Origin of the sequence: Shewanella sp. AS16 (assembly GCF_021412365.1) — a bacterium.
In the GTDB taxonomy this organism is placed as follows: domain Bacteria; phylum Pseudomonadota; class Gammaproteobacteria; order Enterobacterales; family Shewanellaceae; genus Shewanella; species Shewanella salipaludis.
On sequence record NZ_JAKCLK010000001.1, the window covers coordinates 256,868 to 283,164 of the forward strand.

Here is a 26,297-nt window from a genome sequence, read left to right on the forward strand (position 1 = left end):
CACCAGCCATGGCTGGTGCTTTTCAGTGGCTAATACGCTGTTTTACCAGACAGTTGCGCCAGCTAATGGCAGCGCTATTTCACCAGGCTGGAGATCAGTGCCCGCAGCGCCGCCGGCTTGATCATCTTGGCCATGTAATGATAGCCGCGGCGTTCCACGTCTTCGATGAGCTCCTTGCGGGTATTGGCCGTGATGAGAATACCGGGCAGATGCTGGCCATAGAGGCCACGTATGCCGTCCATGGCGTCGACGCCGTTCTGATCTTCGTCCAGATGATAATCCGCCAGCACTATGTCCGGCGCCAGCCCCTTGAGCCCCAGCTTGATGCGCGCATCGGCCAGATCTTTGGCACAGACCACCTCACACTGCCAGCGGCTGAGCAGGCTCTCCAGCCCGGCGAGGATCGTCTCCTCGTTGTCTATGCAGAGCACCTTCACCCCGGCCAGAGGTTGCAACAGGGAAGACACTGCCTTGGGTTGAGCCTGGCTGACGCCCTGCCCCATGGGCACGCTCAGCAGCGGCACCCGGATCCAGAATACCGACCCCTTCCCCAGGATGGACGACACCCCTATGCTATGCTCCAGCACCTTGCTGATCCTGTCCGCAATCGCCAGCCCCAGCCCCAAGCCACTGACGCTGTTGCTCTTGGGGTTATTCAGCCGTTTGAATTCCTTGAAGATTTCATGCACTTCCCCGGCATCGATACCGCAGCCCGTGTCCAGTACCTGAATTTCCAGCTCGCTGCCACGGCGCCGACACCCCATCAACACCCTGCTGCCCCTGGCATAACGATAGGCATTGGTCAGGAAGTTCTGCAGTACCCGTCTTAGCAAGGAGGGATCCGAGTTGACCGTCATGCCGGAGCCCATCATGCAAAAGTCGATGTGATTGTCCTTGGCCATGGCCTCGAATTCCACCGCCAGGCCGTTGAGCAGCTCGGCGATGGCGAAATCCCGCCGGTTGACCTGCACCATGCCCGAGTCCAGCTTGGAGATATCCAGCAAGTCGGTCAGCAGCTCGCCGGCAATCTTCAATGAGCTGTTGACATGGGACAGCGTGGTTCTGGCCTCCAGATCCAGGTTGGCGTATTGGGACAGGGACGCGGTGAAGAGTCGCGCCGCATTCAGCGGCTGCATCAGATCATGGCCCACGGCGGCGAGGAAGCGGCTCTTGGAGGCGTTGGCCATTTCCTCCTGGGTCTTGGCCTCCAGCAGCCGGCTGTTGAGCAGCGCCAGCTCATAGGTGCGTTCCCTGACCCGGCTCTCCAGGGTCTCGTTGGCCTCCAGCAGGGCTTTTTCCTGTTGCCGATACTGGGTGATATCTGTGAAGGTCATCACGAAGCCGCCATCCGGCATGGGATTGCCCTGGATCTTGATCACCTTGCCATCCCGGCGATGGCGCTCCGAGGTATGGGGGGTGCCGTTGCGCATGTGTTGCACCCGAGTCGCCACCTGCTCCTCTATCTCACCCTCACCGCAATAGCCACGGGCGGCATTGAAACGTATCACCTCGCTGATGGGCATGCCCTGCTGCAGGAAATGCTCAGGATATTGATACAGTTCGACGTATTTGTAGTTCCAGGCGACCAGGTTCAGATCTTTGTCTATCACGCTCATGCCTTCGTAGGCGTGTTCTATGGCGCCGCGCAGCATGTCCTGGCTGAGCATGATCTTGGACGAGGCCTCGTCCACCAGGCTGAAGACTTCATCCAGCGCCAGATCCCGGCCCCGCAATACCGAGTCCATCACCAGCGCCGCACTGGACGCACCGAGCACCCCGGCCAACATATGTTCTGTGTGGGCGACCAGCTCGGGCGACGCCGCCCTATGGCCGCTCTCTGGCTTTACCGCCTCGGGGGAGAAACGGTTGAAGCTCTCATAGGCGCGGTTGGGGCTGACGAAACGACTCGCCAACAGCAGGAGATCTTGCTGGGAGATGGGACCATGCTTCTTATGCTTGTCCGTGTCCTTCTTCAGCCTGCCAGGGGTGACGAAGGCACTGGCCTGGATGCGCTCGGCCACCCCGGCCCTGAACCAGACGGAGCCGAGCACATAACAGGATAAATTGGCGAACAGGGCCGTCAGCGCATCGCGCACATTGGGGGTAATGGAGTCGAGCAGCGTCACCCCGGACAGCATGCCGGCATTGTGATCCAGCCCCTGCAGCAAGATATAGCCCCAGAGCCCGAAGCCGGCGCCCAGGCCGAGAAATACCCCGGCACGGTTGCCATGCTTCCAGTAAAGGCCGCCGATCAATGCCGGCGCCAACTGGGCAAAGGCGCCGAATGACAGCAAGCCAAGGTGCGACAGCGAGTCGCTGTCCACCAGGCTGAGATAACTGCCATAGCCCAAGGCGAGTATGATGACGATCGCCAGGCGCCTGGCGTTGAGCAGCAAGGCTGAAAACTGGCTGAAGTTCTGCTCCCGTATCTGCCCGGTACGCAGCAGCATGGGCACCAGCCACTCGTTGCTGACCATCACGCTTATGGTCACCACCGCCACCAACACCATGCCAGTGGCGGCAGACAAGGTACCGAGCAGCGCCACCACGGCCAACAGGGGTTGATCCAATGCCAGCGGCAGATTGATCACATAGGTATCGGCGGCCACAGAGTTGCCCAGCAGCAGTTTGCCGGCCAGCGCCAATGGCGCCACGAACAGGCCGAACAGCAGCAAATACAAGGGGAAAATCCACCTCGCCTTGGTCAACATGGCTTCTTCGGCACACTCGACCACCATCACATGGAACTGGCGCGGCATGCAGAGAAAGGCCGCCATGCCCACCAACAGCTCAGGCATCAAGGCGCTGAGCTTCACCCCTGAATGGTCGAGCATGGCTTGCCGGCTCGCCTGCTGCCAGATGTCACCGAAGCCATCGAACACCCCGAAGCTGATGACCAAGCCTATCAGCAGAAAGGCCGCCAGCTTGACCACAGACTCGAAGGCGATGGCCAGCATCATCCCTGGGTTATGTTCGGTGGCATCCAGCTTGCGGGTGCCGAAGAGAATGGCAAATATCGCCAGCAGCGCCGTGATGATCAGCGGCACTGTCACCCCGTCGAGCGGCGCGTCCTGGGGCTGAAACAGGTTGAGGCTGAACACCATGGCCTTCAGCTGCAGCGCTATGTAGGGCATGATGCCAAACAAGGCGATCAACGTGACCAGCGCCGCCAGCAGCTGCGACTTGCCATAACGGGCGGCGATGAAGTCGGCCACTGAGGTGATGTTCTGCGCCTTGGAGACGATCACCATCTTGCGCAGCATGCCGAATCCCAGGCTGAACACCAGAATGGGGCCGACAAAGATAGGCAGGAATGACCAGAGATCCTGCGCCGACTGGCCGACCGTGCCGAGAAAGCTCCAGGAGGAACAATAGACAGCCAGGCTCAGGCCATAGATCCACACCTGCAGCTTTCTGGTGATGCCGCTGAACCAGCGCTCGGCGCCCCAGGCCAGCAGGAATAAGAGCGACACATAACAGAGGGCGATAATGGCCACTATCAGGGTTAAATTCATCTAATTCTCTTTTCTGGTTAATTCATTGCCGCTGCATACTCGGTTGATGCTAAAGTGTTAAAAGCCGCATCCTAGCCTGCCAGATTATAGGGTGCAACAGGTTAAATACTAAGGATATTTTTACACTAGACCAAGGTCTAATGGAGTGGCCGCAACAGGCGCCCCATACTCATATAACGCAATTTCTTAACTGGGAAGCCCTATGAGCACGCAGTCTCTCTATAAAGTCCCCGGCGATATCGCTGCCAATGCACTTATCAATAACGAACAATATAAAAAGATGTACCAGGAGTCGATCGTTAATCCCGATGGATTCTGGCGCGAGCAGGGCAAGCGCATCGACTGGATCAAGCCCTACACCAAGATCAAGCAGACCTCATTCGATGACAAAGACCTGTCGATCAACTGGTTCTATGACGGCACACTCAACGCCTCGGCCAATTGCCTCGACCGCCACTTAGCCGACGGCAGCGATAAAATCGCCATCATCTGGGAAGGCGACGACGCCAGGGATCAACGCACCCTCACCTATGGGCAGCTGCATGACCAGGTATGCAGGTTCGCCAATGTGCTGCGCAGCCAAGGGGTATGCCGAGGTGATGTCGTCACCATTTATATGCCCATGGTGCCTGAGACCGCCATCGCCATGTTGGCCTGCGCCCGCATCGGCGCCATACATTCTGTGGTCTTCGGCGGCTTCTCGCCCGATTCCATCGCCTCGCGGGTCAACGATGGCCAGTCCAGGGTGATCATCACCGCCGACGAAGGGGTTCGTGGCGGTCGCAGCATTCCGCTCAAGCATAACGTCGACCTGGCCCTGGAACACCCGGATGTCCAGTGCGTCGAAAAAGTCATAGTGCTGAAACGCACCGGCAGCGACATCTACTGGGTAGAAGGCAGGGATATCTGGTGGCATAGCCTGATGGAACTCGCCTCTGAGCATTGTCCGCCGGAAGAGATGGGCGCCGAAGATCCCCTGTTCCTGCTCTATACCTCGGGCTCGACCGGTAACCCCAAGGGCGTGTTGCACACCACGGGCGGTTATCTGGTGTATGCCGCCATGAGCCACGAATATGTGTTCGATTACAAGCCAGGCGAAGTCTATTGGTGCACCGCAGATGTGGGCTGGATCACCGGCCATTCCTACATGGTCTACGGCCCCTTTGCCAATGGCGCCACTGTGCTGATGCACGAAGGTGTGCCCAACTACCCCGGTCCGGCCCGTTTGGGGGAGATGATCGACAGGCATAAGGTCAACATACTCTATACGGCACCGACTCTGGTGCGCGCCCTGATGGCCGAAGGCAAGGAGCATTTCGAAGAATACGACGGCAGTTCGCTGCGCATCATGGGCTCGGTCGGCGAGCCTATCAACCCAGAGGCCTGGCGCTGGTATCACGAGGTCATAGGTCATGAACACTGCCCCATAGTGGATACCTGGTGGCAAACCGAAACCGGCGGCATATTGATCACCCCGCTGCCGGGCGCGACAGACACCAAGCCGGGCTCTGCGACCCTCCCCTTCTTCGGCGTGAAGCCGGCACTGGTGGATAATCAGGGCAACATACTCGAAGGCGCCAACGAAGGAAACCTGGTGCTGCTCGACTCCTGGCCTGGGCAGATGCGCACCATATATGGCGATCACGACAGATTCGTGTTGACCTACTTCAAGACCTTCCGCGGCATGTATTTTACCGGCGACGGGGCGCGGCGCGACGAGGACGGTTACTACTGGATCACGGGACGGGTGGATGATGTGATCAACGTCTCGGGTCACAGGCTGGGCACGGCGGAAGTTGAGAGCGCCCTGGTCGCCCATGAGAAGGTCGCCGAGGCAGCTGTCGTTGGCTATCCCCATGATATTAAAGGTCAAGGCATCTACGCCTATGTCACCCTGATCCACGACACAGAGCCAACCGAAGAGCTGCGTCAAGAGTTGCGTCAATGGGTACGCAAGGAAATAGGCGCCTTGGCGACCCCGGATCTCATTCAGTGGGCCAGCGGCCTGCCCAAGACACGTTCGGGCAAGATAATGCGCCGTTTCCTGCGCAAGATAGCCGCCAACGAAGTGACCAATCTCGGCGACGCCTCGACCCTGGCGGATCCCGCAGTGATAGATACGCTGATCGAGTCTCGCCTCAATCGCAGCGAATAGCCTGGAGCGCTGCAGTTAAACCTTGTTTATCACCCTAAGCTTGGCCCCTCCCCGTGAGGGGCTTTTTTTCATTCCAACTCTCGACAGCCAGGTTTTATTCTGCACCAGTGCAGGCCTGTGCTAGAGTAGCGCCACCCAATTCTTACCAGCAACGACTCCATCAGCGTGAAGCTCAGAGACTATCAACGAGACGCCGTCGATGCCGCGGTGCGGCATTTCAAAGCCAGTCAAGACTCGGCCGTCATAGTATTGCCGACCGGCGCCGGCAAGAGCCTGGTGATCGCCGAGTTGGCCAGGATCGCCAAGGGGCGGGTGTTGGTGCTCACCCATGTGAAAGAGCTGGTCGCGCAGAATGCCGATAAAGTCGGCTTGTTAACCGACGAGGCCAGCATTTATTCCGCCGGGCTGAACCAAAAATCGGCCAAGGGCAAGACAGTCGTCGCCAGCGTGCAATCGGCGGCGCGCTCGCCACAGAAGTTCGACAGCCCCTTCTCGCTGGTCATCATAGACGAATGCCATAGGGTCGGTGGCGATAAAGACAGCCAATATCAGCTGCTGCTGCAACACTTGCGCAAGCAAAACCCGGGCCTCAGGCTCCTGGGCCTGACCGCTACCCCCTATCGCTTGGGCCTGGGGTGGATCTATCGTTTCCACTACCATGGCAGAGTGGGCAACATGGACAAGAGTGTGTTCGAGCACTGCATCTTCGAGCTACCGCTCAGGCCGCTGATAAAACAAGGTTTCCTGACTCCGCCTAAGTTATTCGATGGCCTCAGCGCCCAATATGATTTCAACCAGTTGAAACCCGGCGAGAACGGCGAATATCGCGAGGCCGAAGTCAACAGCCTTCTGGGGCATTATGGCCGGGCAACCACAGAGATAGTCAAACAGCTGATAGCACTCGGCAAGCAGCGCCAGGGGGTGATCATCTTCGCCGCGACGGTCAGGCATGCCCAGGAGATCATGACCCTATTGGGAACCGAGTCGGCGGCACTGCTCACCGCGGATACCCCCCACAAGGAGCGGGATGAGCTCATAGACCAGTTCAAGCAGCGGCAAATCAAGTTTCTGGTCAATGTCGCCGTGCTGACCACAGGCTTCGATGCTCCCCACGTCGATCTCATCGCCATATTGCGCCCCACCGCCTCCGTCAGCCTGTTTCAGCAGATGGTAGGCCGGGGCCTGCGCATCGCCGCCAACAAGTCGGAGTGTCTGGTGATTGACTACGCCGCCAACGGCTATGATCTGTATTTTCCCGAAGTGGGCCAGAGCAAACCCAACAGCAAGTCGGTACCAGTGCAAGTTCACTGCCCTGTGTGCGACTTTGCCAATATCTTCTGGGGTCTGGTGGATGAGGATGGCGATATCGTCGAGCATTTCGGCCGTCGCTGCCAGGCTCTGATTGAAGAACGGGGACAAAGACACCAGTGCGATTTTCGTTTCAGAGCCAAAGCCTGCCCGGATTGCGGCGAAGAGAACGATATCGCCGCCCGTATCTGCCGGCACTGCAGCTCGACCCTGATAGATCCGGACACCCGCCTCAGGCAAGTCCTGGGTCAACAACATCATCACCTGTTTCGCTGCCAGGACATGCTGCTCTTCGCCGAAGAAGGCAAGTTAAAGGTGCAATACCTGGATGATGAGGGTAACGATTTTGTCCGCCGCTTCATGATGCAAACCCAGGCGCAACGCCGCGCCTTGTATGCGCTCTTTTTGCTGCCCCATAGCCGGACTCCAGGGATTAAATCACCCAATTATCAAACCCCTGAGGCGATAGTGCAGGATGCCGCCAGCTTCAAGAAGCCGGATCTGCTGTTACTGAAGAAGCACAAGCTGGGCTGGGATCTCCTGGAAACATTTTTCGATTACCAGGGACGCTATCGTACACCCAATAACCTGTCGCTATGATTATGAATTCCGCAGAGCCTATGGTATAAAGCCTGTGTTACTTTTCAAAGGAGCTAATATGTTTGTTGTTATTTTTGGTCGCCCTGGCTGCCCTTACTGCGTACGTGCGGTACAACTATCTGAGCAACTGGTTGAACAGCGTGATGATTTCAAGTTCAAGTATGTCGACATCCATGCTGAAGGGATCACTAAGGCAGATCTGGAGAAGACAGTTGGCAAGCCGGTAGAAACCGTGCCGCAGATCTTCATCGATGAGAAACATGTTGGCGGTTGTACCGATTTCGAACAATATGTCAGAGAGAATGAGCTGCTGGCTTTCGCCTAACCAGCCAATGCTGATTGATGACAGTAAAGAGGAGACCCTGAGTCTCCTTTTTCATTGGCGCGCAATTCAGAACAGGAGAATAAGGACGGAAGAATAAGTGGAATAAACGCGACATGGCCACAGAAGCAAAGCAGACATTAGCCAAAGCTGGCATTAGCGAAAATAGAGGTCGATTCTATGTGACGAGAAAGCTGGGGTAAAAAGGGAAACATGAGGGAAATAACAAGAGAGTGGTGGTTCGTATCGGATTACAACCAATCGACCGACTGGTTAAAAGCCAACTGCCCTCGCGCTTACAAGAAGCGACTGAGCCAACGACCATCTAGGTACTGCGATTTGTCTTTATCTAAGCTGATGCAAGATAAAGTGGTGGGTCGTGAAGGATTCGAACCTTCGACCAATTGGTTAAAAGCCAACTGCTCTACCGACTGAGCTAACGACCCATCTGGTATATCTCACTGATTTCAACACCTGAGTGTTCACTTTCAGCAAAGTGGCGGTTCGTATCGGATTACAACCAATCTACCGACTGGTTAAAAGCCAACTGCCCTCGTTCTTACAAGAAGCGACTGAGCTAACGACCCACTGATTTCGCACCCCGAACGGCCATGCCGCTCTGAGGGCGCCTATAATACCTTTTTCATCTTCTCATGCAAGCGCAAATTCCCGATTTTTTATCGTTTGCATGAAAAACAGACTAAGCGTCTGTTTTTTAGTTAATTAGCCTTTAATTGCAGCTAATTGTTGTTGTGCAATGCGGGCTGCAGCGCTGTTTGCATACTCTTTGACGACTCTGCGGTAATAACTTTTAGCCGCCGCCATATCACCGGTTTTCTCAGCGATCAGACCCAATTTAACCAGGCTATCTCCCCGCTTATTGGAGTCGCTGAAACGCTCGACCACGGTATTGAAGGCTTGCTTGGCTTCGGCAAATTCGCTCTTGTTGTAAAGCAGCTGCCCTAACCAATAATTGGCGTTGGCCGCATAGCCTGAATCCGGGTACTGCTTGATGAAGGCCCTGAATGCCGGAATAGCCTCATCATACTGACGCTCTTTCAGCACCAGGTTGACCGCATGTTCATAACTGGCGGTTTCACCCAGACTGGAACTCGCCGCCGCACCGTTACCTGTATCGACAGTGACAGATGTGGCAGAAGACTTGGCAGAAAGATTGGCAATCTCATCATACAACTGACGCTGACGTTGTTGCATTTGGGTGATTTGGTAGTTCTGCTGCTCTGACAGCCCCCGCAACTCCAGTACTTCCTGCTGCAGTGTGTCCAGACGACGCTGCATGTCCAGGTCTGCTTGCTGGCGGGCCTTAATGATGCGTTCCAGCTTAGCGACTCTGTCGTTATCCGCGCCTGTGGCAATATCCTCAACGGGTGCGGGCGCTGCCATGGCAGCGCCCGTTCCCAAGAACATTGCCGCGATTAAAACGGCATGTTTCATTGTGTTACTCTCCGAAATTCAATCTTAGTAAACTAAAACTGCACGACGGTTTTTACCAAAACCTTCATCGGTACGAGACATGTCCAGTGGCTTCTCTTCACCATAGCTGACGATACTCATCTGGCTGGGTTGCACGCCCATGCCTTGCAGATACTTGGCGACAGACTTGGCACGACGCTCGCCCAGGGCTATGTTGTACTCGGGGGTGCCACGCTCATCCGCATGCCCTTCGATCAACACCCGTACGTTCGGATGTTCGACCAGATAGGTGCCATGGGCTTCCAGAATTTCAGCAAACTCGGTTTGTACTTCACTGCGGTCGAAGTCAAAGTAGATGATGTGCTCTCTTCTCAGTTCCTGTAACTTCAGACGTTGTTGCTCCGCAGGTGACAACACAGGCGCCACACCGCCGGTTTCAACACCACCCGTGCCATATTCAGTGCCGGAGGTACCACTCATGGAGCCAGATGCATCTGTTTCTGATTCAGAAGTTGAGCTACATGCACTGATAGCCATAATTGGAAGTGCTACCAACATAGCTTTTAACAACTTGTTCAGATCCATTATGTATTCCTTAATAAATGTTAGAGAAATGGGGACCAGGATGGTGATTTCACCTCGCCCTGACCTACTGGCAATCTTGCCTTGAAGCGACCATCCATTGAAACTGCGGCCAATACCTGCTTGCCTTGATACGTAGTACCATAGATCACCATGGTACCGTTGGGGGCCACACTCGGCGACTCATCCAAACGGGTCGAAGTCAGCACCTGCATGAAACGGCTTTCCAAATCCATACGGGCAATGTTGAACTTGCCATTGGTACGGTTCACCATGATGATGCTGCGGCCATCCGGGGTTATCGAACCACCCAGATTCCACTCACCTTCAAATGTCATACGCGACACTTTGCCTGTGTCCAAATGTACGCGATATAACTGAGGTTTACCACCCCGCTCAGACGTGAATAACAAAGACTTACCATCGGGGAACCAGGCCGGCTCTGTATCTATGGCGTAGTGATTGGTCACCCGCTTGATGGCCTTAGTGGCTATGTCGATCACATAAATCTCCGGCTGACCGTCCTTGGACAGGGTCACGGCCAACTTTTTCCCGTCGGGAGAAAATACCGGCGCACCGTTGATACCGGGAAAGCTGCTTACCTTGACTCTGGCCTGGGTGTAGAGATCCTGAATGAAAATCTCGGCTTTCCTGTTCTCGAAACTGACGTAGGCCAGGCTCCGGCCGTCCGGTGACCAGGTCGGAGACATCAGAGGCTCGGGTGAACGCAGCAGCATCTGCTCGTTGTAGCCATCGTAATCGGCGATCATCAACTTGTAGGGAGATTTGTCACCATGATTGACCACCACATAGGCGATACGGGTCAGGAAGGCACCACGGATCCCCGTCAGTTTCTCGTAAACAATATCGCTGATCCTATGCCCGTATTGGCGAAATTGCGCGGCGCTGAGCACAGTTTCCCGGCTGTCGAGCAGAAAATCCCTGGGGATTTTGGTGCCGGCCGCCAGTTGCTGTTGCATCTTAACCAAGTCGACCAGATCGAAGGTCACCAGGTACTGATCCGGGCCATAGGGCTTGATCGCCCCCATCACAGCGGCCTCGGCGGTCACACCGGCCCAAGCCTTGGGCGATAAACTGCTGACGGCACCAACATCACGCTGTGGCAATGCCAGCTCGTCCACGGGCTTGAAGCTGCCGCTGCGGGCCAAATCCGACATCACCACATCTGAGATCTGTTGCGGCACAGGGCCGGTTCCCTGCCATACGAAGGGCACTACTGCTATGGGACGCGCCGCGTCCACCCCTTCGGTGATAACTATGTCCAGTGCCGCTTGTGCCGACCAGGCACCCAACACTAACAACAGTGCCAACCCTCTTGCCAAGATTTTCATGGGACTCCTTTAATTGAATTCCGGTGATACGGTTAAATTGATTTCTTTGAGTTGACTATACACATTCGCATCGCTCGATACAGGTAAACGTCCCGCCTTGTTGATCGCCGCTTTCGCGGCACGGCACACCACAGGATCGCCATCGAGTGTTTGACTGGCCGTCACGAACCCATCATGGGCCAAACGAATGAACACCCGGCAACTCTTGCCCCGCATCGACTCATCGATCAACAGGTTACGTTGAATCGTGGCCATGATCATCGCTTTATACTTATTGACTTCGCTCAGCACTTGTCTATTGCGGGTCTGCGACAGTGTCGCCTGCTCGGCGGCTAAGGCTTCGGCCATCTCACGTTCCTGCTGCGCCCTGGCTTCGGCCTCGGCTTTACGCTTACGTTCTGCCTCTTCCTTCTGCTTACGCTCCGCGGCGGCCTTGGCCACAGCAGCCTCTTCGGCCTTACGTTTCTCGGCCGCCTTCTTCGCCGCCGCTTCGGCCGCCTGGCGTTCCTGTTCCTTCTGCTTGCGTACCGCCTCGGCTTGTTGGGCCTTTTCCTTTTCCTGCTGCTCTTTCAGCTGCGCCGCCTTGGCCGCCGCATTGGCTTTCTGGGTCTCGACTTCCTTGAGCTTACGTTCGGTTTCCAGCCGCTTGATCTGTTCCTGCTCCCTCTCCCTGGCCTTTCTCGCCTGCTGAGCCTTGCGCTCCAGCTCGGCCTGACGCTCCCGCTCCTTGCGCTCGCTGGCGAGCTTCTGCTGCTTGAGCCTTTCGACCTGCTCGGCGACCTTCTGTTGATCTACTATTACGGCCTGAACCGCGGGGGCACTGGCCTGTGGCGTGGGCTCAGGTTTCTCGGAAAAATCGATACCCAAGGCCAAGATCACTATCACACCCAGATGCAGGCCGGCAGAAATCGTCAGTGGGATGGTAAAACTTGTGTTATCGGCCACCTACTTCTTCTCCTTGGGGGAATCTGTCATCAGGCCGACCGAGGGCACGCCTGCGCCTTGTAATGTCACCATCAACTGGATCACTTTATCGTAGGCTATGCTTCTGTCGGCCTTGACCACCACTGGACGCTCGGGTTCGAGCTGAATGAGCGCCGCGACCCGCGTCGCTATGGCTTCCAGATCCAACACTTCGTTGTTGGCGCCGCCGCCCATGTTGAGAAAATAATCCCCTTCGGCATCGATAGAGGCCACCACAGGCGGCTTGCTGTCTGCCGGCAATTTTTCGGCCCGGCCCTGCGGCAGGTCGACCTTGACCCCCTGGGTCACTATCGGCGCCGTCACCATGAAGATAATCAGCAGCACCAGCATCACATCGATATAAGGCACCACATTGATTTCCGCAACGGGACGGCGACGTTTACGCTGATATCCTTGCATCATGCTTCATCCCTTTCAGAATATGCCTGGCGATGCAAGATGCTGGAAAACTCTTCCATGAAGTTGGCATAGGCCATTTCCAACTTGTCGACCTGGGTCGAAAAACGGTTATAGCCGATCACCGCAGGAATGGCGGCAAACAGGCCCATGGCGGTGGCGATCAGCGCCTCGGCGATCCCTGGGGCCACCATGGCCAGAGTGGCATTTTCGACGGCGCCCAAGGCGATGAAGGAGTTCATGATCCCCCATACGGTACCGAACAGGCCTATATAGGGGCTGGTCGAGCCTATGGTCGCCAACAGCGGCAGATGGGTCTCCAGCTTTTCCATTTCCCGCGACAAAGTCACCCGCATGGCGCGCGAAGTGCCATCCATCACGGCATCCGGTACCCGGCCATTGAGCTTGGTCAGGCGCGAGTATTCCTTGAAACCTGTGACAAACAGGGACTCGAGCCCGGTATTGCCTTCGGGACGGGCAGACAATTCCTTGTAGAGGCGGTTAAGGTCGACGCCGGACCAAAACTTGTCTTCGAAACGCTGCGACTTGCTTCTGGCCCCCGTCAGCAACTTACGCCGCTGTAAAATAACGGCCCATGACATGATGGACAGGCTGAGCAAGGCCAGCATGACGAACTTCACCAACAGACTGGCTTGTAAAAATAATCCAATAAACGAAATTTCAGCTTGCACCGTTAAACTCCTGCACAATATTGAGGGGAATGGCCCGGGGACGCATACGCGAGAGCGCGACACAGGCAACCAACACTGTGCCCTCGCAATAACAGATCCCTGAGTCATCGATCAGACGCTGCTGGAACACCAAAGACGCCTTTTTCAACTCTATGACCTTAGACTCGACGATAAGGTTCTGTTCAAATTTCGCTGCCCGGCGAAAATCTATCTCGGAGCGGCTGACAACGAAGGCGATATCGTCGGCCAACAACAGCGTCTGACTCACCCCCATGGCCTTGAGCCATTCGGTTCTGGCACGCTCAAAAAACTTGAGGTAGTTGGCGTGATATACCACGCCACCCGCGTCGGTATCTTCGTAATAAACAGTTATGGGCCAATGAAACATAATAAGAGGACAGCAGATTTGAATGATCGAATAGAGGCTTACTATACCTAGACAAGCAGCACTTGTGAATGATCCCACCCAGATATAGTCACAAACCACCGCCTTTCAACTTTAACAGCCCCCTAAGCCCAAAAATAAAGGGGCCCCTGGCCCCTTCATTAGCTTATAAAAGCCTAGCTGTATCGCTACTGAACCAGACTTTCGGGCAATGCCAGTTGAAAGTTATGCCACAGGAAACTGTAGATATCGGCAAACTCATCTATCTTCATCGCCGTTGGCTTGCCCGCGCCATGACCTGCGTTGGATTCGATACGCATGATGACGGGTGCCTCACCCCTTTGTTGTTGCTGCAGCAGGGCCGCAAACTTGAAGCTATGCAGAGGCACCACACGATCGTCATGATCCGCCGTCATCACCATGGTCGCCGGATAGTGGCGCGGCTTGATGTTGTGATAAGGCGAATAGGCCAGCAAGGCCGGGAACTGCTCGGCATTGTCGGCACTGCCATATTCGCTGGTCCAGGCCCAGCCTATGGTGAACTTGTGGAATCTCAGCATATCCAGCACCCCGACGGCGGGCAGCACTGCGGCAAACAACTCGGGTCTTTGAGTCACGGCCGCCCCCATCAAGAGGCCGCCATTGCTGCGGCCATAGGCCCCCAGCTTAGTGCTGTTGGTGTATTTTTCTGCTATCAGGTACTCGGCGGCGGCAAAATAGTCGTCGAACACGTTTTGCTTCTTATCGAACATCCCCGCCTGGTGCCAATCCTCACCGTATTCGGCGCCGCCCCTCAGACTGGGCACGGCATAGATACCGCCCATGTCCAGCCAGGCTATGTTGGCCGGACTGAAGCGTGGGGTGATGGAGATCCCGAAGCCACCATAGGCGTACAACAAGGTGGGATTATTGCCATCGCGCACCATGCCCTTCTTGTATGACAGCATCATGGGCACCCGGGTGCCGTCCTTGCTGGTGTAGAACACCTGCTCAGACACATAGTCATCCGGGTTGAAGACGACCTTGGGTTTGGCATAGAGGCTGGACTCCCCCGTCTTGAAGTCGAACCTGTAGGTGGTTTCCGGTTGCACATAGCTGTTGAAGACATAGTAGAAATAGTCTTTGCTGCGCTTGCCGTAGGGGCCGGCGATCTTCCCCTTGCCCGGCAGCGTCACATCCTGACGTTTCACGCCGCCCATGCTGTAGATGCTCAGCTTGCCCAGCACATCATGCAGGTAGCTGACGACCAGATGATCGTTGATCAAGGCAACTGAGCTGATGGGATCTTCCGACTCTGGGACCAGTGTCAGCCAATTGGCCTTAGCTGGCCTGCGGGTGTCGATGGCGATGATCTTGCCGTTGGGTGCCGCCAGGTTGGTCTTGAAATAAAATACCGTCTTGTCGTTGCCCAGAAACTGATACTCGGCTTCGAGATCGCCGATCAGCTCCACCACGGGGGAATTGGCTTGGGTCAGTGAGCGGTAGAAGAAACGGTTGCTGCTGTCCGTGCCCTGGGAAACAGACAACAGCAGGTAGTCGCCCTGCTCGGACACTTCTATGCCGAAGCCCCAGTCTTTATTCTGTGGACGTTCATAAACGAGCCTGTCCTGCGCTTGTGGCGTGCCTAACTTATGGTAATAGACCTTCTGGTTGAAGTTGACATCGGCCAGCAAGTCCCCCCCTGCCGGGGCATCGTATCTGGCATAGAAGACCCCCTGGTTGTCATGATCCCAGACGGCACTGGAAAATTTGATCCACTGCAACTCATCCCTGAGCGGCTTGCCTGTGTCGATATCGGTGAAATGCCATTGCTGCCAATCCGAACCCGAGGCCGATACCCCATAGGCCAATATCTTGCCATCGTTGCTGACGGAGACGCCCGACAGCGCCACTGTGCCGTCGGCAGACAAGGCATTAGGATCCAGCAACTGATGTTCCACGCCATCCGCGCCTTTGACATACAAGACAGATTGCGCCTGCAGGCCGTCGTTACGGTAATAGAAGCTGCGTTTGCCCTGTTCGAACGGCGCCGAGACTTTTTCATAGTTCCATAACTGGGTGATGCGTTCGACCACAGCTTGTTTGCCGGGGATCTTGGCCAGATAGGCCCGACCCAAGGCTTGCTGGGCTTTAACCCAGGCATCCGTCTCCTGGGTATTTTCTTCCAGGTGACGATAGGGATCCGCGACAGCCACCCCGTGAAGCGTCTCCACCAATTCAGAATGCCGCACTTGTGGGTACTGTGACTGTTTTACCGCATCTTGTGTCTCTTGGGGCCCCGCCTGACATCCCGCCAGAACGAGCCCTAAGCCCAGGGTCAGCAAGCCTCGCTTGACCATAGTGCCTGTCATTATCATATTGCCTTGTCCTTTTCGTTATTTTGGCCGATACCGCTTGTCGGTGAATACTATACAAGTAAACAAAATCAAGGCAATAACACAAAAAACATTTGTTTAGGCCTTAATCTAAGCAATTTTGCAATAAAGGACTAACAACCATGAATTTTATAAAGTGTATTTTTATGCTTAAAATATGCTTAACTAGACAATAACCAGTCAAACCAGGCGTTGCAGCCTGAAATGCTAGGCTCAATGGATTAGTTTTACTAATTCTAAAGGGTAATTTTTCTAGTTTGTCTCTGTCGTTGCCAGACACTAGAATGAGCTTGTTTTCAGAAACCTCTGCTTGCAGACGGTGAAAACAAAGAACTTTAACCTTGGTGTGATCCCATCACCTCAAGGTGTTCCCTGGTTCTTGTGCTTGACTTCCTTCCTTCAATTTGTTGATTGCAATGCAATATTTTTGCGGCCCGCTTATCTAAGCGGGCTTTTTTTTTGCCAGCCAATTTACCCTATGCCGACCAAATAAAAACCCGGCACCATCATTGAATGCCGGGTCAAGTGTCTGCCACAGTGTGTCGTCGCGGGCGCCCCGAGTCAGCCTCACATAGGCTTGCTGATGCGTACCACCACTCTGCGGTTGCGGGCGCGCTCATCAATTTCGCCATTGGACGCGACGTGACGGCGTTCACCATGCCCTTCCGTGTGGATCCGCTCCTGGGGAATGCCCTTGGCAACGAAATAGCCTTTCACCGTCTGTGCCCTTTCCTCCGAGACTCTCTGGTTCACCGAGCGGCCGCCGAAGCTGTCGGTATAGGCATCGACCAGGACGAGTTCCACCTGGGGATCATAGGATAAATACTCCTGCACCCGCGACAACTGTTGTTTGGAGAAAGGCGTCAGCTCGGTACCGCCCGCCTCGTAGTTGAGCACGGTAAAGGCGATATCATCGAAACTGTAGGGTAACAGGCTCGCCAGACAGGACTTGAACTCACGGTAGGTACGGCCAAAATTGGCGGCCGACAGGCCAACGGCAATCTTGTTGGCCTCATTATGCCAATCGGCATAGTAGAACGTCGGCTCCATGCCCCGCTCCAGCTCGGCCAACATGGACCAGGCCGCCTTCTTGGGCACCTCGCCATTGAAGTACCTCTGGTACTTGAGTTGGGTGATCTCTTTGGACTCGACTCCCGGGCGCCAACTGGGGGCGCGGCTCATCAGCGTCGCCCGGGTAACGGCATCGGGTTTGACCCACATGTCCAGGGTGAAGTTCAGCTCGAGGTTTTTACTGGCTCTACTGCTGAATACCGCCTTGCCGTAGGCGGGAATATTATGTTCCAGACGGCAGGCAATGGGCGAACTCTGGCTCATACGCCACTGGGACTCCCCCAGGGAAGCCACATAATGTCTCAACTCGGCCGTCGCCGTTAACGGCAAGCATAGAGCCGAGACCAGTAATACTTTTCGCCACATACGCAGTACTCTCAATAAATCGGTCACAAAGCTATATCGGCAATCTTTTTCATTCCTTTAGCCTACTAAACGCGCAATCGCACATGACACCCGGAAGGAGTTTGCGCATAATAGCCGCTTGCTAATTCTTTCGGGTATTTTAATGAGCAATATTTGCGACGCCAACAAAATGAAACACAGATTTCGGGGTTATTTTCCTGTCGTCATAGATGTAGAAACTGCAGGCTTCAACTCTCAAACCGATGCGTTGCTGGAAATTGCTGTCACCATGCTGAAGATGGACGATGAGGGTGTGCTTGCCATAGACAAGACCTTGCACTTTCATATCGAGCCCTTCGAGGGCGCCAACCTGGAACCGGAGGCATTGGCCTTCAACGGCATAGATCCCACCAACCCCTTGCGCGGCGCCGTCAGCGAGAAAGTGGCATTTTTAGAGATCTTCAAGCAGGTCAAGAAGGCGCAAAAAGCCGCCGATTGCCATCGCAGCATCATAGTGGCCCACAATGCCGCCTTCGATCATGGCTTCGTCAGCAAGGCCATAGAACGCTGTGAGTTGAAACGCTCGCCCTTCCACCCCTTCGCCACCTTCGACACAGCTACCCTGGCAGGGCTCGCCATAGGCCACACGGTTCTGGCTAAGGCATGCAAGATGGCCGGCATAGACTTCAACAACAGCGAAGCCCACTCGGCACTATACGATACGGAAAGAACCGCCGAGCTGTTCTGTTACATAGTCAATCGCTGGAAAGCGCTCGGTGGCTGGCCCATGCCGGTGGAGAGTACCGACGACTCGGATGAGAAGGCCACCCGCACGGCGGACAAGGCGGCTGAGCGCGCCGAGGAGGTGGAAACCGCCGGTTCAGAGACACGGGTCAATTCTGAAACAACGAGCTAACGCCTGAGCGCCAGGCCTAAGCTCTCATGGGAAAGTTCCCATGAAGCGCCCATAAAAAAAGCTGCCGAGGCAGCTTTTTTTATGCAATCTCGACTTACAGCTCGGCAGCATTCTCAGCCAGGTAAGCGGCAACGCCTTCTGGATTAGCGCTCATGCCTTTGTCGCCTTTTTCCCAACCGGCAGGGCAAACATCACCGTGCTCTTCGTGGAATTGCAGTGCATCTATCATACGCAGCATTTCGTCGACGTTACGGCCCAGTGGCAGATCGTTAACCACTTGGTGACGAACCATGCCTTCTTTGTCGATCAGGAATGAACCACGGAAGGCCACACCTGCTTCTGGATGCTCAACATCGTATGCCTTGCAGATCTCATGCTTAACGTCGGCAACCAGAGTGTACTTAACTTGGCCGATACCGCCTTTCTCTACCGGCGTGTTGCGCCATGCGTTGTGGGTGAACTGAGAATCGATAGACACACCTATCACTTCAACACCACGCTTGGTGAACTCTTCCATGCGGTGATCGAATGCAATCAACTCTGATGGACAAACAAAAGTGAAGTCCAGTGGATAGAAAAAGACTACCGCAGTTTTTCCCTTGATCGCTGCAGACAGGTTGAAGCTGTCGACGATTTCGCCAGAACCCAGTACCGCTGCTGCATTGAAATCAGGTGCCTGACGGCCTACTAATACGCTCATTTTATATCTCCATCTATGAATTGAACTAAGGATAAGACATTAGCCTTCGAAGTCTCAACGCATTATAAGTGGTGTGTTAAGCCTTACAACCTATTTAGGATTAATATCGTTATTTTCAAGCCATTCCCGCACCGGCTGGCCAAGGAAGCGCCAACAAGACCACACAAATTAAAGTGCTATAAAATGATCTGCATCCCCATGGACGGATGCCGACCCTATCCAGGGACTTTTTCCGTCACTTGCGCCGGCAAACTGGACAAGCAACCGCATTAACGGCAAGAATAGCGCCCTCGTGAAATAGAATAAGAATTTGCTTATGAATGCCGTCGTGATTGCCGTCTGTTTAATGCTCGCCCTCAGTATCGCCAGGGTCAATGTGGTTATCGCCCTGACCGTCAGCGCCCTGGTGGCCGGTCTGATTGGAGGCCTATCCCTGCATCAAACGATCGACGCCTTCAACCTGGGCCTGGGCGGCGGCGCGCAGATCGCCCTGAGTTACGCCCTGCTCGGTGCCTTTGCCGTGGCCCTGTCGCACTCAGGCCTGACAACCCTGATCTCCAACGCCATCATCCGCCGTTTGGGCCGCGCCCCCGATGCCGCCGGCAACCGAGCGGTACGTTATCTGCTGTTGCTGGCATTGCTGGCGATGGCGGTGGCATCGCAGAACGTTTTGCCTATCCACATCGCCTTCATCCCCATACTGATCCCGCCGCTGCTGCATGTGATGTCCAAGCTCAACCTGGACAGACGCCTGGTGGCCTGTGTGCTCACCTTCGGTCTGGTGACCACTTACATGGTGTTGCCGGTCGGTTTCGGCGGCATCTTCCTCAACGACATACTGCTGGCCAACCTCAACACCAATGGCCTCAACGCCGTCAGCGAGCAGGTGCCGCAGGCCATGTTGATCCCCGCCCTCGGCATGTTGGTCGGCCTGCTCATCGCAGTATTTATCAGTTACAGAGCGCCACGCAGTTACGATGAGGAAAAGATCCTCAGTGCCGAACCAGAGGAGAGCCTGAACCGGCGCAACCTCATCATAGCCGGCGTCGCCATAGTGGCCACCTTGGTGGTGCAGCTGGAGACAGATTCGATGATCTTCGGCGCCCTGGTCGGCTTCATGATCTTCAGTCTCGGTGGCGCCCTCAAACATGTGGCCGGCGAAGATATCTTCAATCAGGGGGTGCGTATGATGGCCAACATAGGTTTCATCATGATCGCCGCCGCCGGCTTCGCCGCGGTAGTCAAAGACACGGGCCAGGTTGCCAGCCTGGTGACCTCCCTTGGCGAGCTCATAGGCGACAACAAGGCGCTGGCGGCCTTTCTGATGCTGCTGGTCGGGCTGCTGATCACCATGGGCATAGGCTCATCCTTCTCCACCATCCCCATCATAGCCACCATCTATGTACCACTGGCGCTGAGTTTCGGCTTCTCTGTGCCGGCGACCATAGCCCTGGTCGGCACGGCCGCCGCACTGGGGGACGCCGGCTCACCCGCGTCGGATTCTACCTTGGGCCCCACCGCAGGACTCAATGCCGACGGTCAGCACGACCATATACGCGACAGCGTGATCCCCACCTTCATCCACTACAACATCCCGCTGTTGGTATTCGGCTGGATAGCGGCCATGGTTTTATAACTCAAACGCTTTGGCCTAAATGCTTTAACTTAGGTGCTTTCGGGGCTTCAGCTCGATGCTGCAGCACGAGTGCTGTTATCAAGCGACCGAGAGAATAAAATCAACGTAAGGCATACGAAGCAGCCTCGGGAGCCTTCGTATGCCTGACAGGCTATCAGCTACGCCGCTAGCCCCAGCGTTTTCCGAGCCCCTCCAGCCCCGCCATCGCCATGTCCTCCGGCGTCATGGCTGTGTGGAATTCACACTTGGCGTTGAATTTGAGGAACAAAGGTTCGGCTATGGCAGGGATCTGAGCCGCTTCCTTGAGATCGACAACCAGGGTGCCGCCCCGGCAACCGTTTGGGGCATAAAAGTACACAGCCTCGGGCTTGATATCATCCAGGATAGATTTCATGACCTCGTCTGCGGTGCCTTCACGCACCAAGGTATTGAAAGGTTCGAGCGGGAATTCAAAATTTATGATGGTCTTCATCAGCTTATCCTAGGTTTATTGTGTTGGTTGGCGGATAGATACACAGGTAAGTAACCCAGGCGATAGGCATCGCCAGATCAAAGTATAATCCAGCAAAAACGCCTTCCCCGGATTTCTGACTAATCCCCGCAAGACACAGGAGCTGACAAACCACAGACGATGAAGCTTAGGTGGAGACGCTAAGGACGCTAAGGACGCTAAGCAGGCATCGGCTATTGGGCCGCTACCGGCTCAAGAGGAAACAGATAGGAGGAAATAGGTAGGATAAGAAAATACAAGGATTCTAAAAATGAAAGCGCCATATTCCAATTGGGATATGGCGCTGGTTAATTTAGGTGAGTCTCACAGCTTCAGGTTTAGGACCTAAGAACAAGTCCCCCAAGTCACGCCGTCCTGACTGCACTCTTTGAGGTAGGTGCCGTCATCATGATAACTCAGGCGCTCCCACTGACCGGTAGAAGATTTATCTATTTGGACCCGGTTTCCATGGCTATCATCGGTCGAACGCTTGGACCAGGCTTCATACCTGGAGTTATCCACAGGGGTATCGAACTTATACTCCAAGGTTTCGAAATGCGCGATCAACTCGCTGAAATCGAGTGGTTGCGCCTTATCTTCAAGTTGAGTCCAGTCCGGCAAGGCGTAGTAATCGCTCTGCGCCTCACCGACATCAAAGCGCGCATCGTAGCCAATGCCCTGTGCCTGATAGTCGACGTAGAAATATCTTCTTGGATCGCGCACAAGGCCGTCATTCACACAATCTTCCATGGTATCCGCCTGACCGCCGGACGAACCATTGTCGAGCTTATAATTGACACCATCTTTGGTTACCGATACAGCTTCACTGCTCGAGCAAGTGTAGGGACTGTCATCGCCGCCTTGGCTGGCGATATCATGGGTAATACTCAGCTTGCCGGTACCCCAGGCTTTATCAATAACTTTGCGCAGATAGATGGGCCTGACTTCCTGGCTCAGGTCGTCTGACATCTTCACCAGTTCGCTCGCGAAGCCATCGGGTAACCAGGCTGCCGTTTGACGGTACCAGGCATCCGGGTAGGCGTTGTTGCTGTCCGATTCGCTGCCCTGGAAATACTCCACCCGGATATAGCTGGCGTCAGGATACTTGGCCTTGGCCGTCGTCATGAAGGTATAACTTGCCTTCAGCCCCTTGACTATGTTCAGTGCCAATTGCTTGGTGACATCATCTTCGGCATGGATAAAATCCGCGAAGATGGTATCGGCCGCAATATTATAATGGGCGACTAGGTTTCTGATGGCCTCATCCAACTTGGACTGAATGCTATTTCTTAGCTCAGTATTTTCCTTCAGCGCGCTGCAAGATACAGCGTTGCTGTTCTCCTTGGCCAAGTCTGCCTTAATCACATCCGCCAGCACAGTCGTCAGCGGCGATATGTTGAAAATGGCCTCATCTGTCAGTGGCGACAGGCGCGCAGGCAACATCATCTGATAGGCTTCGGTAACCAGGCCTGTGTCCTCATCCAGTGCGCCGACCGGCACATCGACGTAGAGGTTGCTGTAAGAGATGCATTCTTTCAGCTCCTCCGACAGTTCCAGGTTGTAATCACCACCGGCTTCCGAAATCGTTTTGGGCTCAGACTCATCGAATACACCGTTGCCATTGATGTCCAGCCAAACGGTCGCGCCCGAGACATAGCCATCGATCACCTTACCCCCTATGTTAGTCATGACAGGCTCGGGTGGGGTAACAGGTGGTGGTGTAACAGGTGGCGTTACCGGCGGGGGTGTAACAGGTGCAGGGGCCTCTGTCGTGCCCGAGTCACCCGAACCGCCGCAACCGCTCAACAAGCTGCTTGCAATAATGCAAGCCAAATACAGCTTCTTTCTATCCTTGATCATTACTTCTCTTTCTCCATTCTAAATGGCTATCTGGGTTTTATGATATCTGTTGCCAATAATCATCAGCCTTCAACGACCATAGGCTGACAATGACGAATTATCTTTATGACGGCCCGCTTAAGTTAGCTGTAGATTGCCATGCGATGCTTTTACGGCTGCAACACATTTTTCCGGTGGCGGATTATGCCGCGCCGAAAATCCAACAACTTCACAACAAAAAGCCGTATTCGATCATCATTTGGATGTGCATTTACGCATCAATAGCGTAGAGCGCTGACTATAATGACTTTTTATCTTTAATACAATGTTAAAGATATGAATTAAATAGCATTCAGAATCATGGATTATACAAGCTATGCCTAAGGGGAATAAATAATGGACTTGTCTTGGCCCCTGCTCTGCCTATTCATGCCTGTAGCGTTCAGATGACCTAATAAGTTGGAATAAAGGCATCAAAAACGCCGGAGAAGGTTTAAGACAATGAAGGCTCTGTATGGCGACGAATGAGAATCAACCTGGGCTGTAGAAAACATTTACCCAGATATAAGAAAGGGAGCCTAAGCTCCCTTTCTTATATCTGTACAGTACCGAATGGCTCGGTACAAACTACTTGGTGCCGAAGATCTTGTCGCCGGCATCACCCAAGCCGGGCAGGATGTAGCCCTTGTCGTTGAGGCATCTGTCGATGGCGGCAGTATAGAGTTCGATATCCGGATGAGCCTTTTCCAGCGCGGCAATGCCTTCCGGCGCCGCCACCAATACCAGGGCTTTGATCGACGTGCAACCACGCTTCTTCAGCAGATCGACAGTGGCTATCATGGAACCGCCGGTCGCCAGCATAGGGTCAACCACCAGGGCGATACGCTCATTGAGATCGCTGGCCAGCTTCTCGAAATAGGGCACAGGCTCCAGGGTCTCTTCGTCGCGATAGACGCCAACCACAGAGATGCGGGCGCTGGGAATGTGTTCCAGCACGCCATCCATCATGCCGAGGCCGGCACGCAGTATGGGCACTACTGTGACTTTCTTACCTTTAATCTGATCCACTGCCACAGGGCCATTCCAGCCTTCTATGGTGACAGTCTCGGTTTCGAAGTCGGCAGTCGCTTCATAGGTCAACAGGCTGCCGACTTCGGCGGCCAATTCGCGAAAACGTTTGGTGCTGATGTCACCCTCACGCATGAGACCTATCTTATGGCGCACTAAGGGATGCTTAACCTCGACAACTTTCATTTCTCTCTCCTGCTTTCGTTCGATATATTTTAGGCAAATTTTGACGATCTTAGTCGATTTGTTCACGCCATAAAACAGAAAGTTTTACTTATCAGGCCAATCGTGAACTCAGTCGCATCAATTGCTTAAATGTAACACCAAAAATGCCGGCCCGAGCAGGATAAATCCAAATCATGGCTTCCGAGCCCCAGTACAAACTGGTAGAATACCGCCGCATAAAATCCAATAACGATGTACCCGAGAGGATCCTCCGTGAGCACTCCTACCCCACTGAGCTATAAAGATGCCGGCGTTGATATAGATGCAGGCAATGCGCTGGTAAGTAACATCAAAGCCGCAGTAAAACGTACCCGCCGCCCGGAAGTCATGGGCAACCTGGGTGGTTTTGGTGCACTCTGTGAGTTACCTACTAAATACAAGCACCCAGTGCTGGTATCAGGTACCGACGGCGTTGGTACTAAACTACGACTGGCAATTGACTATAAGAAACATGACACAGTCGGTATCGACCTGGTCGCCATGTGTGTCAACGACCTGATAGTTCAGGGCGCCGAACCCTTATTCTTCCTCGACTACTACGCCACCGGCAAGCTGGATGTCGCCACCGCGACTTCCGTGGTCAACGGCATAGGCGAGGGTTGCTTCCAATCCGGTTGTGCCTTGGTCGGTGGTGAGACTGCCGAGATGCCTGGCATGTATGAAGGCGAAGATTACGATTTGGCCGGTTTCTGCGTCGGCGTGGTCGAAAAAGCCGATATCATAGACGGCACCAAAGTCGCCGCCGGCGATGCCCTTATCGCCCTGGCCTCCAGTGGTCCTCACTCCAACGGTTATTCTTTGATCCGCAAGGTATTGGAAGTGAGCCAGGCGGATCCGCAGCAAGATCTCAATGGCAAGCCATTGATCGAACACCTGTTGGAACCGACCAAGATTTACGTGAAATCCTTATTGAAACTGATTGAAGCCTCTGACGTTCATGCCATGGTGCATATCACCGGCGGCGGTTTCTGGGAGAATATCCCAAGGGTATTACCGGAACAGTGCAAGGCCGTTATCCAAGGCGATTCATGGCAGTGGCCTGCGGTATTCGACTGGTTGATGCAGAACGGCAACATAGCCGAGTACGAAATGTACCGCACCTTCAACTGTGGTGCCGGCATGGTCGTCGCCCTGCCAGCCGATAAGGTCGAAGCCGCATTGGCGTTGCTGGCCGCCGAAGGCGAGCAGGCCTGGCTCATAGGCAGCATTGCCGCCCGCAATGGTGACGAAGAGCAAGTGGAGATCATCTAATGCCGAACAGCTGTCGCGTTGTGGTATTGATCTCCGGCAATGGCAGTAATCTGCAGGCGATTCTCGATGCCTGTGACGATAACCTGCTGGCCGACGTCGTTGGTGTCATCAGCAATAAGCCGGATGCCTATGGCCTGGTGCGCGCCCATCACAGCGAGGTCGATACCAGTTGCGTGATAGCCGCCAAGGGCGAGAGCCGTGCCGAATATGACGCCCGCCTGAGCGCCGTCATAGATGATTATCGGCCGGATCTGATAGTGCTGGCTGGTTTCATGCGCATCCTGAGCGCAGACTTGGTCACCCGCTATCAGGGGCGGATGATCAACATACATCCGTCCCTGTTGCCCAAGTACATGGGCCTGGATACCCACCAGAGAGCCATCAATGCCGGCGACAGCGAACACGGCGCCAGTGTGCACTTTGTCACCCCCGAGCTGGATGCCGGCCCTGTGATCCTGCAGGCCAAGGTGCCCGTCTATGAAGGTGACAGTGTCGAGCTCCTCGCCGAGCGGGTACATGAACAGGAACACGCCATCTATCCTTTGGTGGTTAAATGGTTCAGCCAAGGCCGGCTGCGGATGCAAGACGGTGTCGCCTACCTGGACGACCAGCCGATAGGTCCAAGCGGCTACGCACCTGACTGAGGCTCTGCCTGC

21 protein-coding genes and 3 tRNA genes are annotated in these 26,297 nt (G+C 54.7%); 7 read left to right on the plus strand and 17 right to left on the minus strand.

Annotated elements, in window-relative coordinates; translation table 11 throughout:
- Window positions 1-74: 74 nt before the first annotated feature.
- Window positions 75-3,515 (minus strand): hybrid sensor histidine kinase/response regulator, encoded by a 3,441-nt coding sequence (locus LZP73_RS01230; RefSeq protein ID WP_234232687.1) that lies wholly within the window; start codon window positions 3,513-3,515, stop codon window positions 75-77.
- A gap of 202 nt (window positions 3,516-3,717) precedes the next feature.
- On the opposite strand from LZP73_RS01230, the gene acs reads away from it, so the two are divergent.
- The 3 genes from acs (at window position 3,718) to LZP73_RS01245 (ending at window position 7,903) form a co-directional block, all read left to right on the plus strand.
- Entirely contained in the window at window positions 3,718-5,670 is a 1,953-nt protein-coding gene (gene acs, locus LZP73_RS01235) for an acetate--CoA ligase (RefSeq protein WP_234232688.1), read from the plus strand.
- 159 nt (window positions 5,671-5,829) lie between these two features.
- Window positions 5,830-7,578 carry a DEAD/DEAH box helicase gene (locus LZP73_RS01240; protein ID WP_234233310.1) on the plus strand — a complete coding sequence of 583 codons (1,749 nt, stop codon included), beginning with the start codon at window positions 5,830-5,832 and terminating at the stop codon, window positions 7,576-7,578.
- A 58-nt stretch (window positions 7,579-7,636) separates the two neighbouring features.
- Entirely contained in the window at window positions 7,637-7,903 is a 267-nt protein-coding gene (locus tag LZP73_RS01245) for a GrxA family glutaredoxin (protein ID WP_169562975.1), read from the plus strand.
- A gap of 231 nt (window positions 7,904-8,134) precedes the next feature.
- Here LZP73_RS01245 and LZP73_RS01250 read toward each other — a convergent pair.
- The 12 genes from LZP73_RS01250 to LZP73_RS01305 all read right to left on the minus strand — a co-directional run bounded on the left by LZP73_RS01250 (window position 8,135) and on the right by LZP73_RS01305 (window position 17,537).
- Window positions 8,135-8,223 (minus strand) — tRNA-Lys (locus LZP73_RS01250).
- A gap of 47 nt (window positions 8,224-8,270) precedes the next feature.
- Window positions 8,271-8,346: transfer RNA gene (locus LZP73_RS01255), tRNA-Lys, on the minus strand.
- Window positions 8,347-8,397: 51 nt separating this feature from the next.
- Window positions 8,398-8,487 (minus strand) — tRNA-Lys (locus LZP73_RS01260).
- A gap of 136 nt (window positions 8,488-8,623) precedes the next feature.
- Window positions 8,624-9,355 carry a tol-pal system protein YbgF gene (ybgF, locus tag LZP73_RS01265; RefSeq protein WP_234232689.1) on the minus strand — a complete coding sequence of 244 codons (732 nt, stop codon included), beginning with the start codon at window positions 9,353-9,355 and terminating at the stop codon, window positions 8,624-8,626.
- Between the two features lie 24 nt (window positions 9,356-9,379).
- Window positions 9,380-9,919 carry a peptidoglycan-associated lipoprotein Pal gene (gene pal, locus LZP73_RS01270; protein WP_169562977.1) on the minus strand — a complete coding sequence of 180 codons (540 nt, stop codon included), beginning with the start codon at window positions 9,917-9,919 and terminating at the stop codon, window positions 9,380-9,382.
- Between the two features lie 20 nt (window positions 9,920-9,939).
- A complete protein-coding gene (tolB, locus tag LZP73_RS01275) occupies window positions 9,940-11,268 on the minus strand; it encodes a Tol-Pal system beta propeller repeat protein TolB (protein ID WP_234232690.1) in 1,329 nt (442 codons plus the stop codon).
- A 9-nt stretch (window positions 11,269-11,277) separates the two neighbouring features.
- Window positions 11,278-12,213, minus strand: a complete 936-nt coding sequence (tolA, locus tag LZP73_RS01280) for a cell envelope integrity protein TolA (protein WP_234232691.1) — start codon at window positions 12,211-12,213, stop codon at window positions 11,278-11,280.
- Window positions 12,214-12,654, minus strand: coding sequence for a protein TolR (gene tolR / locus LZP73_RS01285; protein ID WP_234232692.1), 441 nt, complete (start codon window positions 12,652-12,654; stop codon window positions 12,214-12,216). It lies immediately after the preceding gene.
- Window positions 12,651-13,340, minus strand: coding sequence for a protein TolQ (gene tolQ, locus LZP73_RS01290; RefSeq protein WP_234232693.1), 690 nt, complete (start codon window positions 13,338-13,340; stop codon window positions 12,651-12,653). The genes tolR and tolQ overlap by 4 nt, the downstream gene beginning before the upstream one ends.
- Entirely contained in the window at window positions 13,330-13,731 is a 402-nt protein-coding gene (gene ybgC / locus LZP73_RS01295; protein ID WP_234233311.1) for a tol-pal system-associated acyl-CoA thioesterase, read from the minus strand. Before ybgC ends, tolQ begins: the two co-directional genes overlap by 11 nt.
- Window positions 13,732-13,913: 182 nt before the next feature.
- The gene (locus tag LZP73_RS01300; protein WP_442800704.1) at window positions 13,914-16,076 is read right to left on the minus strand and encodes a prolyl oligopeptidase family serine peptidase; all 2,163 of its coding nucleotides are present in this window, start codon (window positions 16,074-16,076) and stop codon (window positions 13,914-13,916) included.
- 591 nt (window positions 16,077-16,667) lie between these two features.
- Complete coding sequence (locus LZP73_RS01305) at window positions 16,668-17,537, minus strand: flagellar protein MotY (RefSeq protein WP_169562984.1); 870 nt, start codon at window positions 17,535-17,537, stop codon at window positions 16,668-16,670.
- A 142-nt stretch (window positions 17,538-17,679) separates the two neighbouring features.
- Here LZP73_RS01305 and rnt point away from each other — a divergent pair, with 142 nt between their 5' ends.
- A complete protein-coding gene (gene rnt, locus LZP73_RS01310; protein WP_234232695.1) occupies window positions 17,680-18,432 on the plus strand; it encodes a ribonuclease T in 753 nt (250 codons plus the stop codon).
- Window positions 18,433-18,526: 94 nt separating this feature from the next.
- Here the strand turns inward: rnt and LZP73_RS01315 are convergent, their stop codons facing one another.
- Window positions 18,527-19,132 (minus strand): peroxiredoxin, encoded by a 606-nt coding sequence (locus LZP73_RS01315; protein WP_169562986.1) that lies wholly within the window; start codon window positions 19,130-19,132, stop codon window positions 18,527-18,529.
- Window positions 19,133-19,448: 316 nt separating this feature from the next.
- On the opposite strand from LZP73_RS01315, the gene LZP73_RS01320 reads away from it, so the two are divergent.
- Complete coding sequence (locus LZP73_RS01320; protein WP_234232696.1) at window positions 19,449-20,768, plus strand: Na+/H+ antiporter family protein; 1,320 nt, start codon at window positions 19,449-19,451, stop codon at window positions 20,766-20,768.
- Window positions 20,769-20,934: 166 nt separating this feature from the next.
- Here the strand turns inward: LZP73_RS01320 and LZP73_RS01325 are convergent, their stop codons facing one another.
- The 3 genes from LZP73_RS01325 to upp form a co-directional block, all read right to left on the minus strand.
- Window positions 20,935-21,240: a panthothenate synthetase gene (locus tag LZP73_RS01325; RefSeq protein WP_169562988.1), complete on the minus strand. Its 306-nt coding sequence runs from the start codon at window positions 21,238-21,240 to the stop codon at window positions 20,935-20,937.
- Between the two features lie 363 nt (window positions 21,241-21,603).
- Window positions 21,604-22,947, minus strand: a complete 1,344-nt coding sequence (locus LZP73_RS01330) for a hypothetical protein (protein WP_234232697.1) — start codon at window positions 22,945-22,947, stop codon at window positions 21,604-21,606.
- A 777-nt stretch (window positions 22,948-23,724) separates the two neighbouring features.
- Complete coding sequence (gene upp, locus LZP73_RS01335) at window positions 23,725-24,351, minus strand: uracil phosphoribosyltransferase (RefSeq protein WP_169562990.1); 627 nt, start codon at window positions 24,349-24,351, stop codon at window positions 23,725-23,727.
- A 252-nt stretch (window positions 24,352-24,603) separates the two neighbouring features.
- Between upp and purM the strand changes: the two genes are divergently transcribed.
- Both purM and purN read left to right on the plus strand, forming a co-directional pair.
- Window positions 24,604-25,641 (plus strand): phosphoribosylformylglycinamidine cyclo-ligase, encoded by a 1,038-nt coding sequence (gene purM, locus LZP73_RS01340; protein WP_234232698.1) that lies wholly within the window; start codon window positions 24,604-24,606, stop codon window positions 25,639-25,641.
- Window positions 25,641-26,285, plus strand: a complete 645-nt coding sequence (gene purN / locus LZP73_RS01345; RefSeq protein WP_234232699.1) for a phosphoribosylglycinamide formyltransferase — start codon at window positions 25,641-25,643, stop codon at window positions 26,283-26,285. Before purM ends, purN begins: the two co-directional genes overlap by 1 nt.
- The last annotated feature ends 12 nt before the right edge of the window (window positions 26,286-26,297 follow it).

Excerpts from the sequence above, each read along its gene's own strand:
- LZP73_RS01325 (WP_169562988.1), bottom strand. The coding sequence starts at position 21,240 with ATGAAGACCATCATAAATTTTGAATTCCCGCTCGAACCTTTCAATACC.
- ybgF (WP_234232689.1), bottom strand. The coding sequence starts at position 9,355 with ATGAAACATGCCGTTTTAATCGCGGCAATGTTCTTGGGAACGGGCGCT.
- rnt (WP_234232695.1), top strand. The coding sequence starts at position 17,680 with ATGAGCAATATTTGCGACGCCAACAAAATGAAACACAGATTTCGGGGT.
- pal (WP_169562977.1), bottom strand. The coding sequence starts at position 9,919 with ATGGATCTGAACAAGTTGTTAAAAGCTATGTTGGTAGCACTTCCAATT.
- LZP73_RS01320 (WP_234232696.1), top strand. The coding sequence starts at position 19,449 with ATGAATGCCGTCGTGATTGCCGTCTGTTTAATGCTCGCCCTCAGTATC.
- tolB (WP_234232690.1), bottom strand. The coding sequence starts at position 11,268 with ATGAAAATCTTGGCAAGAGGGTTGGCACTGTTGTTAGTGTTGGGTGCC.
- LZP73_RS01305 (WP_169562984.1), bottom strand. The coding sequence starts at position 17,537 with ATGTGGCGAAAAGTATTACTGGTCTCGGCTCTATGCTTGCCGTTAACG.
- acs (WP_234232688.1), top strand. The coding sequence starts at position 3,718 with ATGAGCACGCAGTCTCTCTATAAAGTCCCCGGCGATATCGCTGCCAAT.
- LZP73_RS01230 (WP_234232687.1), bottom strand. The coding sequence starts at position 3,515 with ATGAATTTAACCCTGATAGTGGCCATTATCGCCCTCTGTTATGTGTCG.
- upp (WP_169562990.1), bottom strand. The coding sequence starts at position 24,351 with ATGAAAGTTGTCGAGGTTAAGCATCCCTTAGTGCGCCATAAGATAGGT.
- tolR (WP_234232692.1), bottom strand. The coding sequence starts at position 12,654 with ATGATGCAAGGATATCAGCGTAAACGTCGCCGTCCCGTTGCGGAAATC.
- purN (WP_234232699.1), top strand. The coding sequence starts at position 25,641 with ATGCCGAACAGCTGTCGCGTTGTGGTATTGATCTCCGGCAATGGCAGT.
- LZP73_RS01245 (WP_169562975.1), top strand. The coding sequence starts at position 7,637 with ATGTTTGTTGTTATTTTTGGTCGCCCTGGCTGCCCTTACTGCGTACGT.
- LZP73_RS01315 (WP_169562986.1), bottom strand. The coding sequence starts at position 19,132 with ATGAGCGTATTAGTAGGCCGTCAGGCACCTGATTTCAATGCAGCAGCG.
- LZP73_RS01300 (WP_442800704.1), bottom strand. The coding sequence starts at position 16,076 with ATGACAGGCACTATGGTCAAGCGAGGCTTGCTGACCCTGGGCTTAGGG.
- LZP73_RS01330 (WP_234232697.1), bottom strand. The coding sequence starts at position 22,947 with ATGACTAACATAGGGGGTAAGGTGATCGATGGCTATGTCTCGGGCGCG.